This window comes from Ktedonosporobacter rubrisoli, assembly GCF_004208415.1.
Taxonomy (GTDB): domain Bacteria; phylum Chloroflexota; class Ktedonobacteria; order Ktedonobacterales; family Ktedonobacteraceae; genus Ktedonosporobacter; species Ktedonosporobacter rubrisoli.
In genome coordinates this window covers 2,246,134-2,258,587 of the sequence record NZ_CP035758.1, presented here as the reverse complement: position 1 = coordinate 2,258,587, position 12,454 = coordinate 2,246,134, and the positions used below count along the sequence as shown (strand labels likewise).

The following is a 12,454-nucleotide window of genomic DNA, read 5'->3' as shown; positions in this document are numbered from 1 at the left end:
CTCGTTTTAGCCGAACACAAACTATGTTCGCTTGAGGGAGACGACGTGCCTCCCTTTTAGTAGCAATTTGTGCCATAGCGCACAGAAAAAGAGCTGATTTATGCAGATTGCAATCCTTTTATACGAGGGGCTGACTGCTCTCGATGCTGTTGGTCCCTATGAAGTGCTCTCTCGCCTGCCCGAGACCAGCTTACGATTTGTGGCCCGGCAGAGCGGGCTAAAACGCACGGATACGGCGGGAGCGCTGGCCCTCAATGCAGATTACAGCCTTGAGGATGTACCCCACCCGGATATTCTTGTCATTCCCGGTGGCATGGCTGGCACGTTTGCTGCGGCGAAGGATCAGCTAGTGCTTAGCTGGATTCAGGCCGCGCATGCAACTTCGCAATGGACTACCTCTGTCTGTTCGGGCGCGCTATTGTTGGGCGCTGCTGGTCTGCTCAAAGGACTAACTGCAACCACGCACTGGGCAGCGCAAGCCGCGCTTGAGCAGTATGGCGCAACCTATCTGCCCGAGCGCTTCATCCAGCACGGCAAGCTTATCACGGCGGCTGGTGTATCAGCTGGCATCGACATGGCCTTTTACCTGGCGGCTCAGATCGCTGGTCCTGAGATGGCCCGGGCGATCCAACTGGAGATCGAGTACGATCCTCAGCCACCGTTCGACGCGGGCTCGCTACAAAAGGCTTCGCAGACCACTATTGACCTGACGCGCCAGTTGTTACAGCAGCAGGCGGCTCAGGAGCAGGCGCGCATGGCTCAGAGAGCTCACAAATCCTGAGCATACATGGGAGAGGGCCGTCTCGCGGGGCAGCTCTCTCCATAATGACTATTAGCTGCTATGCTTGTATTGTAAAACGGCGACTCCGCGGGAAGAGGAGATGACGCGCAGGAGTGAATATTTCATGATATCTTGGCAAAATTTCTCCAATCTTGCTATTTTAGAGCTAAAAGGAAGGATCATCTTCTGTGATGCCTCTTCATATGACTATAGGAAATTTTCGATTTGCTTGCCCAACACGAGGTTCTATTTGGGTATCAAGAATTTCGCTCCCCCTCTATCTCTGCCTCGGCAAGATCGCCGGGTGCAGGTCAGCAGCACGCTCTTATGAAATCAAGTAGGTTCCTGGAACTCACGCTATGTGACTTCATTTGCAGCAATCAGAGCTACAATGTTCCATAGTTTGTAAAGAACCCTACTTCCAGTTTCTGGATGCGTCTCTCCGCATGCCAGGCTTGAGGAACATTCTGCGCTACAGCGTAAGCCTCCAATGCTCTCTTTTGACTTCCCACCTCCTTTGCCAGCAAGAGACCTTTTCTCATATTCTCTTCATACAGCTCTAAATCGCCGATACCCGAGGCGGCGGCGCTAAAATGGATAAAAATTTCGCTATTAATGCGCTTGGCCTCCATCTGCAGAGCTGAGCTTTTTTCCAGCGTTTTTAAAGCCTGCTCATAATAGCCATGTTGAGGGTAGCGCTGTGCAAGGTCAAGAAATACGCGGCCGATCAGTAGATAGAAGGAGGCCTCATCCCAATCCGCGTTGGCAAAACCTGGCTCACGCTCAGAAGAAGTGGGAAAGATACGCTCTGCTTTATGCAGATTTGCCAGCGCTTCCTTCTCTTTTCCCTGTTGAGCCAGCGCAGCAGCCAGGCCACACCCAAGGACGCTGCAGAGCAGAGGCTTTTCTTTATCTACCAGATGGAGCGCTTCCTGAAAAGAGGCAACGGCAAAATCTAGCTGATGAGAATTATCATGCAGAGGCTGAATAGTAGGATGCATATAAGCATATGCAAAGTATCTGAGGGCAATTGCTAGCAACTGTGGCTCCTCTGCAATCCGCGCACAGGAAACGGCTTCCCCACAGAATAGTTTTCGCGCTGCAAAATCTAAGCGGTGCAGGGCCAAAATAGCTTGTAGGATCTTAGCCTGCACTGCTATCGCTGCCGCTTCTCTTCTAAAGTGAGAGGAGCTATAAATCATCTGCATTAATGAATTAATATGTGCGGCTAACAGGTTTTCTGCAACTCCTAAATACTTTCCTGCCATGAGCTTCCAACAATCTTGCAATAAGGTAGGCCATTGGGCCATGTACTCTTCAACTGAAAGCGCCAGCAGATCGCTACCCACTAAGGAGAACAAGGGAGTTGGCAGCGCCAACGTTACTCCCTTTTTCAGCAGTTCACGCCGTAGCATGTCCATATCGTGCTCCTTTGGTTCATCGGCACTTTTTAAAATGTGTTGGTTAGTTGAGGTTATAGGGGACAGCTTCGCTTCAACGGTCCGTACTCATTTTTCTTTTCAAGCAGGAAAGGACCGAGCAACCAGGCGCGTATCTTAACTGTGGGATCGTCTCTATCAATCACAACTTCCTCCCAAATAGCACTTTCTGCCAATACACGAACATAGCATTTTAATTGCATTATATCATAATACCAGCATTTCATACCCTTATCGTAGCAGGTATCATGGTATTTATCATAGAAGATTTACAATAAATCACCTTATCTGTGGCAGAGGCGTTCGTGGCTTGCCAGCAATATATTGCTTTAGCCGGCTCGGTAGGCTCGAATAGAAAGTCCATATCTGATCTTCGTTTCTACTGCGCCGCTTTACATTTTCCAGAAGGTCCATTATGTTTGTCCAAACAAATTTTCTTGACCGGCCCTTCTTTTCCTGTTACTATAAAAACATACATGTCTGTATGTAAACAATTCAGGAGTAGTAGAGCCATTCGTAAGACCAAAGAAGAAGCCGCGCTCACGCGTGAGAGTGTATTGCAAGCCGCCCTACGCGTGTTTAGCCGACAGGGGTATGCAGCCAGCACGCTTGAGGATATCGCCAGAGAAGCCGGTGTAACACGAGGGGCCATCTACTGGCATTTTCAGGGCAAAGCCGAATTATATCAAACACTTCTGGCGCAAGGATCGCAGAAGCCTTTGCAGCTGCTTGACGAGGTATCGTCAGCCGCTCTTTCTCCTACTGAGATGCTGCGCCGTCTGTTTATACGCTTGTTGGAAGATATCGAGGAAGACGAGACGTTTCAAGCTATCACTGAGCTGACACTCTTTAAGTCGGAGCCCGGTATTGTAGATGCGCAAGGTGAAGGCTTGGCGCAAAAATATCAGGGGACGCAGGCTTTTGCGCAACAACTGGCCCAAATCCTGCATCGAGGAATCGACGCGGGAGAGCTTCGTGCTGATCTTGATATTCAAGTAACTTCCCTGGCTTTTACTGCTCTGCTCAATGGAGTACTTCTAGTCTGGCTGCAAAGCGCAAAGACCTTCTCTCTGAAACTGTTCGCGCCTTCTCTCGCCGATACGTATTTGCAGGGCATACTTGCCAGTTCTTGATCTTTTTTTTATTCATTTTACATACATTCTTGTTTGTATATTAAAATAGCAAAGAGGTAGCGCTTATGAAAAAGTTCTGGCCCTTCGCCGCACCAGGAAAGAAGCTGTTCGTGACCTATATGCAGACCTATGCCCGGCTCAAGAAATTTAGCGGCACAGTCCTGCTTGCGCGAGGAGAAGAGATTCATTTCTTGCGAGCCTACGGCCTGGCCTGCTATGAACTTGATGTTCCCAATTCGCCGGATACCATTTTCCAGCTTGGTTCCCTCAGCAAACCGTTTACGGCTACAGCAATCCTACAACTGCAAGATGCCGGTCGTCTCCATGTTACTGATACACTGGCAACCTACTTTCCAGATTATCCCCATGGCCAGGAGATTAAGCTGCACCACCTGCTCTCGAATACCAGTGGCATCACTGATTATCTGCTCCTGCCAGAGTTTCGGCAGTTTATGGGGCGTCAAACGACGCTTGAGGAGTTGCTGGCCAGCTTTCGCGAGCAGCCTCTAGAGTTTGCTCCAGGGGAACGCTTTAGCTATAGTAACTCGAACTGGCTTCTATTGGGCGCTATAATTGAGCGTATTTCAGGGCTAAGCTATAACGCCTTTCTGCAAAAGCATCAGTTTCAGCCGCTCGGCCTGACGCACACCGGCTATGAGGAGATCAATGCGCTGATTAAGTGCCGTGCTGCTGGCTACTTTCAGCGTGGCATGGAGCTAGTCAGAGCTGAATACGATGATCCTACGGCGCTCTATGCCGCTGGTGGACTTCATTCTACAGCGGAAGAGGTATTCCGCTGGATACGTGCAGTCTACAGAGGACGACTACTAAGCATAGATGCACGTCAGCAAATGTTCAGGCCCCAGGCCGCAAGCGGAGAGGCTGATCAATTCACTTACGGCTATGGCTGCGAGATCGGGCAGAGCATACAACATCCTTCCATCGGACACTCAGGCGCAATACATGGCTATCAGACGATAGCGAAGCACTTTACTGAGGATGATCTTACTGTTGTCGTACTCTCCAATATGGGAAACGTGAACGTGCCCGAAATCGCCACAGCTCTCGCGGCTATCGCTTTTGGCGAGCCCTATACCTTACCCCAGAAACATACCAGCTGCGAGCTTGACCTGGCCACAATTGCCGATTATGAGGGAACTTATAAAGGAACATATGGTGGGAGAACCACACAGATGAGCTTCTATGTGGAAGAGGGTAAGTTCTGGATGCACGTTCCGCCGCTAGCCAAGTCAGAGGTCTTTGCCATTTCAGCCACAAAGTATTTTACGCACAGTAAAGGAGAGGTTGAACTGAGCTTTATTAAAAATACTCAAGGAAAAGTAGAGAGCATAGAGATGAACTGGTCAGGCTATTCCATGATCGCTACACGCATACGGTAGAGAGCGCAGGTCAGAGCCCAAAAGAAAAGCCCCAGGAAGGGACGAATGAACCAATCAGGAGGCTATGCAGTATAAGAGATTGAGCTCTATTGGAGATCGACTTACTCGGCTTCGTCGAGATGTTGTCCTCTCGTCTCCTCGACGGGACAACATGTGGAAAGTATCAAAGGAAATGAGAAAACAAGCATGTACGCATCTATTCACTCGCTACCAAGCAGGCATCGCCCTGGTCTCTTTAAAGGAGCTGATGGCTGCCTTCGCCTCCTCTGGCGCGCCCTCCTTTACACCTTGATTCAGGCACTGATCTACAGCTTTATCCATTTCTTCTTACAGAATTTCCTCTACCTCAAGCTCCATATCATGGATCTTATCATATTACCCTTCGATGTTTTGCTTCATTTGACCCTGGTTCTGCTCGCCACCTACCTCTTCTGGCGCTATGTGGACAAGCGACCCTGGCGTGGCTGGCGCCAGATTGGTTTGATCCCCCTGCGCAGCGGGTTGCCCTTTGCCTTACGCGGCGTGCTTCTGATCTCCATTACGGCCGCCCTTGGCTATGGCAGCTTTGTCGCGCTGGGCTGGATGCATATCCTCTCCTTCAACCCCACTCCCATCTTCTTCCTGGCCTTGCTAATCGATATGATCCCCAGGCTTATTGACGAGCCGTTCTGTGAAGAGATCGCCATGCGCGGTTATCTCTACTCTACTTTGAATATGGGCTTGCCGCGATGGCTCGCCGCGCTGGCACAGGTAGGTTGCTTCACCCTTTTTTGCGCCCTTCTTACAGGTTTTGCAGCTTTCAGCACAGCGGTGCAAGGGCAGCCCTTCCCCTACCCACCTGGCATCATTGCGCTCTATCTGCTGGCGATTGCCCTCTTTGGTGGCATCCTGCAACTATGCGTGCTCAATACGAGCAATCTATGGATGGGCATCGGCCTGCACCTGTTCGCCATTGAGTTTCCAATAATGGTGATTACCCCACACAAAACGCTTTTCCAGATTGCGCTCATTCCCCTGTTCAATGGCGTAGAACGTTTCCACGTCCTCGTTGATATCCCCGAGATAGGCTACTTCGTGCTTACTCTCGTGGTATTACTTTTTATCGCTTTGCGCATACGCCGTATCAACTGGCAAGCGCGCCTCCCCGAGACCGCCGAATTGAGCAAGTGATAGCTAGTCTTCCCATCTGCTCTACGCGTGGCATTGGAAAAGCTGGTTGACTCAATAATAGCAGGTGAAAGAGAGAAAGGGGCCGGATGCGCAACATTTCATCCGACCCCTTCTCGCTCGACAGTCCGAAAAGCAGGAAAAGAAAGCTTAGTTTTGTCCTGCCGCAATTGGAAGCGCCACAGACCGGTGATGTGTGCTAACGCAGGCGCGCCCACCGACAAATAGATTGCGTACCCGCGGCAAGCCTCGCTGATTCAAGCCAACAACTATCACGTCGGCAAGCTTACCCGGCTCCAACGAGCCATATTCCGCATCCATACCTACCGCGCGCGCCGGATTGAGCGTGACCAGTTTCACGGCTTCCGGCAGCGAGAGCATTTCTAGCTGCACGAGCCTGAACACTGCAGCTAACATAGCTCCTGGATAGTAGTCGGAGCTCAGGGCATCGGTGACGCCGGCCTGAATAGCGCTCAGGGCGCTGAGATTGCCACCGCTGGATTTGCCGCGCAAGACATTGGGCGCACCCATGCATACAATCAGGCCAAGGTCGTGAGCCGCCTGCGCTGCCTCCATGGTGGTGGGAAACTCGCTCATGCTTACGCCCAGCGCGGGCCAGCGCTTTACACGGGTGGCAGTATCATCGTCGTGGGTAGCCAGAGCCAGACCCGCCTCGCGTACCAGGCACGCAGCCGCCTCCAGGCGCTCGGGAATCTCGGAGGCGCGGGCAAGCTTGAGGGCAATGAAGGCATCAATCTCAGCCTGGCTCCTATTTGTGGTTCGCGCCACATAATCACGATAGGCCTCCACGTTGGCATATTGTCCCTGGCCGGGGCTATGATCCATCAGCGAGATCAGATCAGCCTCGCGCTGCGCTACAAGTTCGGCCACGACGGCATAGCCACGCTGGCTGCTCAATTCGAGGCGCGCATGCAGGCGATGGCGCACGCAGAGATCTGCCTTATTGCGAATGGCCAGGCTAAGATCGCGCACAAATCCCTCTGAGCGCACACCAAATTCGTGATCATCAAGGGTTACCGCGTGGAATTCAGTGGTAATCCCACAGCCGGCCAGGCGCCAGTCAGCCTCACGCAGAGCCAGCTCCAGATCAAAATCCACGCCTGGACGCGGCTCAACCAGTTTCTCGATGGCATCACAATGCAGATCGATGAGTCCAGGCAAGAGCAATTGCCCTTCAGCATCAAGCGCGTTCTGCTCCAGAAGCGGACAACTGTCCTGCTCGCCCAGAGCAAGAATACGCTCATCTTCAAGCAAGAGCCAGCCATTTTCCAGCAGGCGCTCAGGCAGAACAAGAGTGGCATTGTGGATCAAGGTCTTCATGCGGCATCTTCTCGCTCTAAGATATAGCTGTCATCGACAAGAGCCAGCAAGGCTGCGGTATCGTGGGTCACGGTCACAATGGTTACTCCGGAGTCCTTAGCTTCCTTGATAATCTCCAGAACAATAGACTTCGAGCCAGCATCAAGGCTGGCGGTTGGCTCATCCAGGAGAAGCAAACGTGGGGCAGCGATAAAGGCTCGCGCAAGATTAACGCGCTGTTGCTCACCGCCGCTAAAAGTAAGCGGGCTGGCCTGCCAGCGACTCTCTTCAATACCCAGGCGGCGCAGCCAGCGCGCGGCCTCGTCCTGCGCATCCTGGCGCTTCATTCCATGCTTGAGCAGCGGCTCAGCAGTCACATCAAGAGCCGAGACGCGAGGCAAAACCTTGAGAAATTGTGAGCAATAGCCCAGTTCATGCTCACGTAGGCGCACGACCTGATCCTCTTGCGCCTCCACCATATTGATACGTCCAAATAGTTGCGAATCGTACCATATGGACCCGCCTGTGCTCAGGTAGGTGCGATAGATGCACTTGAGAATCGTCGTCTTGCCAACGCCGCTTCTGCCGCTGACCAGAAAAAGCTTGCCGCGCTGAACCTCGAAAGAGATGCCGTGAAAGGGCTCTATCTTCCGACCGTCAAGGACGTGCAGGCGGAAATACTTCTCAAGGTCGCGTACTTCCAGGATAGGCTGTTGTGTATGCATAATTTCCGTTCCTTATACGGATCGCGAATAGAAAGCTGATGGAGACCCACCCCTTTGCATTTCGGTCTCCTCACGTTCCGAATAGATTAGCTCAGTCAGCAATAAAGCGCCTCATAGAGCCGACGAGACGAGCAACTGCGTGTAGGGGTGCTGGGGATCTTCAAGGATCTGATCGGTCAGGCCGCTCTCGACGACGTGGCCATTCTTCATGACCATGGTGCGGCGCGCAAGCTGCTTGATCACGCCAAGATCGTGCGAGACAACAAGCATAGTTACCTGTAGTTCCCACTGGATACGCTTGATGACGTCGAGGACGCGCGCCTGCACGGAAAGATCGAGCCCGCTGGTCACCTCGTCAAGCAAAAGCACGCTGGGATTGCTGGCCAGAGCCTTGGAGATCTGCACGCGTTGGAGCATGCCACCACTAAAGGTGCGCGGATCATCGTCTATGCGCTCGATGGGTAGCTCGGTCAGCTCCATGAGCTCGCTAGCGCGTTCGCGAATATGCCCGACATGCCGCCAACCGGCCAGCAAGAGCTTTTCCGCGACGTTGCCACCAACTGTGAAACGCATATTGAGGCCAAGTTCGGGGCGCTGATGCACAATGCCCAGGCGCTGGTTGCGAAAGAGACGGCGCGCATATTTATCAAGCGTGAACAGATCAATGGGGGCGCCCGTAGGCTGCTGCGGTTCGCGATACCAGAGCTCGCCGCTGTCTACGGCCAGGCTGAGATTGACTGCCTGCATAAGCGTGCTTTTGCCGCTGCCGCTCTCGCCAACCAGGCCCAGAACTTCGCCCTGCTCAATTGAAAAGTTGATCCCGCTGCAAGCCGTGACGGTCCCGCACACGGGACACTGACTGGTATTGTGCTCGGGTCCGGTGAGCGCCGGACAGTAGGGGCAGCCCGACCCATAACGCTTGCTGATATTGCTTCCTTGCAAAATTGCTTGCCTGGGCACGCTCTCTACCTGAGCAAGGTCATGCTGATTCAATGTGTTCATTTTTCTCTTGCCTCCGTGGCGGGAGCATTTTTCCTTGCCGCCAGGCGCTTCTGACAATAGCTGGTATCGGAGCAGAAATAAGCCCAGTGGCCACTTCCCGCCGCTTCCTCAACATAATGGCTGGTCAGGAACGTATCGTTGGCGCCACAGCGCTCGCACGCTTGCGCGGGATTATGTTCGGTCCTGAAAGGATAGTCTTCGAATTCCAGCGGAGCAACCCGTGTATAGGGCGGCACTGCATAGACGCGCTTCTCACGTCCGGCCCCGAACAGATAGAGCGTCTCGGCCATGTGTAAGCGCGGCACGTCGTAGCGCGGAATGGGTGTGGTATCCATCAGGTAGCGCTCCTCGACCATCACCGGATATTGCGAGGCAATATTGAAATCGCCCGAGCGCACGACGCTCTCATACATATAGACCCACATCTGCCCATAATCTGCCTCGGCATGCATCTCGGTCGCCCGCTCGATGGCAGGCTCAACGACGCGCAAAGGATCGACCATCGGAACTTGCAGGACAAGGATCTGATCAGCGCGCAAAGTTTCCTCAGGCACGCGATGGCGCGATTGAATGATTGAAGCCTCAGTGGTATCGGTAGTGAAGTTAACGCCTGTCGTCTTGCCAATGAGGCGGCGCAAGTTCACGGCGTTGACGCTATCATCATCCCCCTGATCGATCACCTTAATTACGTCCTCCGGCTCGACCAGAGCAAGGGTCACCTGGAGTCCGCCGGTACCCCAGCCACGCGCAATCGGGAGATCGCGGCTGGCAAAGGGGATCTGGTGTCCGGGAATGGCCACAGCTTTGAGCAGCTTGCGGCGCACCTCGCGCTTCGAATCCTCATCGATAAAACCAAAGTTGTAGAGTGGATCATGCTGCGTAGTTTGTAGATCAGCGTTAGTCGGCTCGGTACCGTTGAGCTCGGTTAGAAGCGTATCGATTGCATCCTGTGTCATACGTGCTTATTCCTTCTTATCCAGGGCCTGCTCAAAGAGAGCCTGCTGCTCTTCGATCTGCTGGCGCTTGCGGACCTTTTCGGCAAAGCGCTCAGCCTGGTGCGCACGCGCACGTTCGAGCACACTGATATCGGCCTGGAATGTTACATAGTGCGGCAGTTTAAAGTGGGCAATAAAGCCGCCAGCCTCGATCCCATCAACGTGCTGCAGTACAAACTCTTCATCCGAGGCCGGGCCCTCCTTGCCCATCTGCTTGCCACTTTTGGCCGCACTCACCGAGCGATCAAGAATGGCCATGCTCATAGCCTTTACCTCGCTATGGCCAAAGCAAAAGCCATAGCCCAGACCAAACTTTGGCGGCACATTTTTGTGCTCGCGAATGGCCTCCTCATCATCGCTGGTATGCACTTTCGAGACCATTTCGCATTCGGTGGCCAGAATCTCGCCGATTTCCACAGCTTCGCCAGTTAAGGGATGAGCCACCGCGACGGGTAGGTAGCCAAAGCGCAGCTCTCCCAACGTAGGATGGACGTCGCCATAGCCGCGCACGACGCTATAGGCCAGGGCCAATAGACTGCCCACCTCGCCACGCGCCAGAATTTGCAGGCGCGCACTTCTTGGTGCGGGAAAGCTAATAGCTTTGCGCGTAACGTCGTAAGGCTCAGCCTGGGCCTCGCTTTGCTCCTGGGCTGGTGGCTCGGCCAGGATACCCTGAGCGCGCATGCTCTCCACAACTTTAGGGAAGATGCCTTCCTCCTCATCCTGCGCTTCCTGCTCAGGAAACAATTCGCCAAATTGGGCAAGAAACTGCTGTCGCTGCTCATCAGCTTCCGTACGAAGGTTGGTATTGAGCAAGCGGAGCTGATAGTCGCGTGAAGGGCCGAGCATCTGCCCGCCTGGAATATCTTTAAAGGTCGCCGAGACGCGGCGCAAGGTGCGCATCTGCGCTCCCTCTACGGGCAGGCTACAGGCCACACGCGGCAAAGTTGAACGATAGGCGCGCAAGAGGAAGCTGGCTTCGAGCGTATCACCTTCGCTCTGTTTGAGCGCCAGGGAAGCGAGTTCTGGCGCGTACAAAGCCCCTTCGCTCATCGAGCGATCCACGGCATGGCGCATCTGCTCCTGGACCTGGCGCACTTTTAGCGGCTCGCTCTCTCCCTGTAGACGAAAATACTCAATGAGCTGCTCAGAGTTCAGGACGGCTTGCGTCCCGCCCTTGGCGGCAACATAACTCATATTCCAATTTATCCTTTCACCAGCCGGGTCGTGCGCGGCAAGCCAACACACAGCCCTGTCGCGTCAATCAGATAGACATCGACCCCCAGGGCAAAATCACCTGAGCTGTCCGACTCCTTCTTGTCGCTTGCCTCATCTGCCGAGAGGGTCCTTGCCTGCTCATTGTCCTGCCCAATCTCCAGGGCTAAAGGCTCACTGCTCTGTTCCTGTATGCTTGACTGTTGGACGCCGCGCGTCGCCTTTATAAGCTCAAGCTCGTGCGCTTCCAGGCCGGATATCTGCAGTCTGCGCAGGTCGGGAATGCCGGGTCCGCGCAGCGCGCAACTTATCACCTCAGGACCAGAAAGCTGCTCGCGCTCATCGGCCAGGCGCTCCACACAATAGATAGCCGTCGCGCTCAGCTCGGGCTCCAACAGAGTTCCCAGCGAAAGCTCACGGAGCAAGCCGCCGCTTTTCCCATCGCAGAAGAGGGCAAAAGTCGCCTCGCTGGCTGCCGCACTATGCGAACCAGTCCGCAAAGCCAGCCAGTACACCGCCGCATCGCTCTCACTCAACCAGTGCCCATCGGCGGCCAGGGTAAAACTTACCTCGCCGTCCAGCAGGGTCATCAGGGCGCCCAGCGCATAGCGATTGAACGGAACCTGGGCTTGCCGCCGGGCCGAATAATAGGTAGGCAGATCGTCGAGGAAGATAGGATCTTCCAGGCGATTGAGTTTACCGGGTCGGGCCAGACAGTCGAGCAACTGCCGAAATACGCCTGTACTATAATGAATATATCGCTGTTGCCGGTCATGCCAGGCTGCTACCTGTACGCTCACCAACTCCTCCTTTCAAAATAGGCACCCTTACATCAGCTCAAAATTTACCTTGCTGGAGCTCACGCGCTGATAAAGCTGCTGTCGCGAACGCTCTAACTCCGCCCGCAACTGTCCCAGCTTGTCGCTAAGGTCCGCCGCCAGAAGGCCACCTTTGCGCAGAGCCGCATCAACCAGCGCCACGGCCATGGCATGTCGTGGGCTATCACCGATAACCATGCCAAAGCCAAACTGTCCATCCAGCTCTAGCTTGACCTCGGTCACCAGAACCTCGCCTGCATAAAACTGGCTATCAGCCACTGTCTCGCGCACCTTGAGCATCACCAATCCCTGACGGGGGCCGCTCAGCAACTTGACCTGACTCGTCCTATAGCTCTGCAGGACGTCAGTAGCAAGCTGGCAGGCCTGCTCTTCGGGGCAATTTGCCAATATATGGTACTGATTCATCTTCTCAATTCCTATCGATCATCTATAGCTGAG

Annotated in this window: 12 protein-coding genes; 4 read left to right on the top strand and 8 right to left on the bottom strand. The window is 53.9% G+C overall.

All coding sequences use genetic code 11. The annotated features are described in order from the left end of the window. Positions 1 to 100: 100 nt before the first annotated feature. The gene (locus EPA93_RS10370; protein ID WP_129887129.1) at positions 101 to 781 is read left to right on the top strand and encodes a DJ-1/PfpI family protein; all 681 of its coding nucleotides are present in this window, start codon (positions 101 to 103) and stop codon (positions 779 to 781) included. A gap of 386 nt (positions 782 to 1,167) precedes the next feature. Here EPA93_RS10370 and EPA93_RS10365 read toward each other — a convergent pair whose 3' ends face one another. Then, complete coding sequence (locus tag EPA93_RS10365) at positions 1,168 to 2,202, bottom strand: tetratricopeptide repeat protein (RefSeq protein WP_129887127.1); 1,035 nt, start codon at positions 2,200 to 2,202, stop codon at positions 1,168 to 1,170. A gap of 494 nt (positions 2,203 to 2,696) precedes the next feature. Between EPA93_RS10365 and EPA93_RS10360 the strand changes: the two genes are divergently transcribed. The 3 genes from EPA93_RS10360 (at position 2,697) to EPA93_RS10350 (ending at position 5,923) form a co-directional block, all read left to right on the top strand. After that, positions 2,697 to 3,353, top strand: coding sequence for a TetR family transcriptional regulator (locus EPA93_RS10360; RefSeq protein WP_129887125.1), 657 nt, complete (start codon positions 2,697 to 2,699; stop codon positions 3,351 to 3,353). Positions 3,354 to 3,418: 65 nt separating this feature from the next. Beyond that, positions 3,419 to 4,753, top strand: a complete 1,335-nt coding sequence (locus EPA93_RS10355) for a serine hydrolase domain-containing protein (protein ID WP_129887123.1) — start codon at positions 3,419 to 3,421, stop codon at positions 4,751 to 4,753. A 186-nt stretch (positions 4,754 to 4,939) separates the two neighbouring features. Further along, on the top strand, positions 4,940 to 5,923 hold the full coding sequence (locus EPA93_RS10350; RefSeq protein ID WP_129887121.1) for a CPBP family glutamic-type intramembrane protease: 984 nt from the start codon (positions 4,940 to 4,942) through the stop codon (positions 5,921 to 5,923). A gap of 147 nt (positions 5,924 to 6,070) precedes the next feature. Here EPA93_RS10350 and EPA93_RS10345 read toward each other — a convergent pair whose 3' ends face one another. From EPA93_RS10345 to phnG, 7 genes are all read right to left on the bottom strand, one after another. Beyond that, entirely contained in the window at positions 6,071 to 7,261 is a 1,191-nt protein-coding gene (locus tag EPA93_RS10345) for an alpha-D-ribose 1-methylphosphonate 5-triphosphate diphosphatase (protein WP_129887119.1), read from the bottom strand. Then, entirely contained in the window at positions 7,258 to 7,965 is a 708-nt protein-coding gene (locus EPA93_RS10340; RefSeq protein WP_129887117.1) for a phosphonate C-P lyase system protein PhnL, read from the bottom strand. Before EPA93_RS10340 ends, EPA93_RS10345 begins: the two co-directional genes overlap by 4 nt. A gap of 111 nt (positions 7,966 to 8,076) precedes the next feature. Further along, positions 8,077 to 8,967, bottom strand: coding sequence for an ATP-binding cassette domain-containing protein (locus EPA93_RS10335; RefSeq protein WP_129887115.1), 891 nt, complete (start codon positions 8,965 to 8,967; stop codon positions 8,077 to 8,079). Next, on the bottom strand, positions 8,964 to 9,923 hold the full coding sequence (locus EPA93_RS10330; protein ID WP_129887113.1) for an alpha-D-ribose 1-methylphosphonate 5-phosphate C-P-lyase PhnJ: 960 nt from the start codon (positions 9,921 to 9,923) through the stop codon (positions 8,964 to 8,966). Before EPA93_RS10330 ends, EPA93_RS10335 begins: the two co-directional genes overlap by 4 nt. A gap of 6 nt (positions 9,924 to 9,929) precedes the next feature. Then, entirely contained in the window at positions 9,930 to 11,159 is a 1,230-nt protein-coding gene (locus EPA93_RS10325) for a carbon-phosphorus lyase complex subunit (protein WP_129887111.1), read from the bottom strand. A gap of 8 nt (positions 11,160 to 11,167) precedes the next feature. Next, on the bottom strand, positions 11,168 to 11,977 hold the full coding sequence (gene phnH / locus EPA93_RS10320) for a phosphonate C-P lyase system protein PhnH (protein WP_165423010.1): 810 nt from the start codon (positions 11,975 to 11,977) through the stop codon (positions 11,168 to 11,170). A gap of 27 nt (positions 11,978 to 12,004) precedes the next feature. Continuing rightward, positions 12,005 to 12,421 (bottom strand): phosphonate C-P lyase system protein PhnG, encoded by a 417-nt coding sequence (gene phnG / locus EPA93_RS10315; protein ID WP_129887107.1) that lies wholly within the window; start codon positions 12,419 to 12,421, stop codon positions 12,005 to 12,007. Positions 12,422 to 12,454 lie beyond the last annotated feature (33 nt).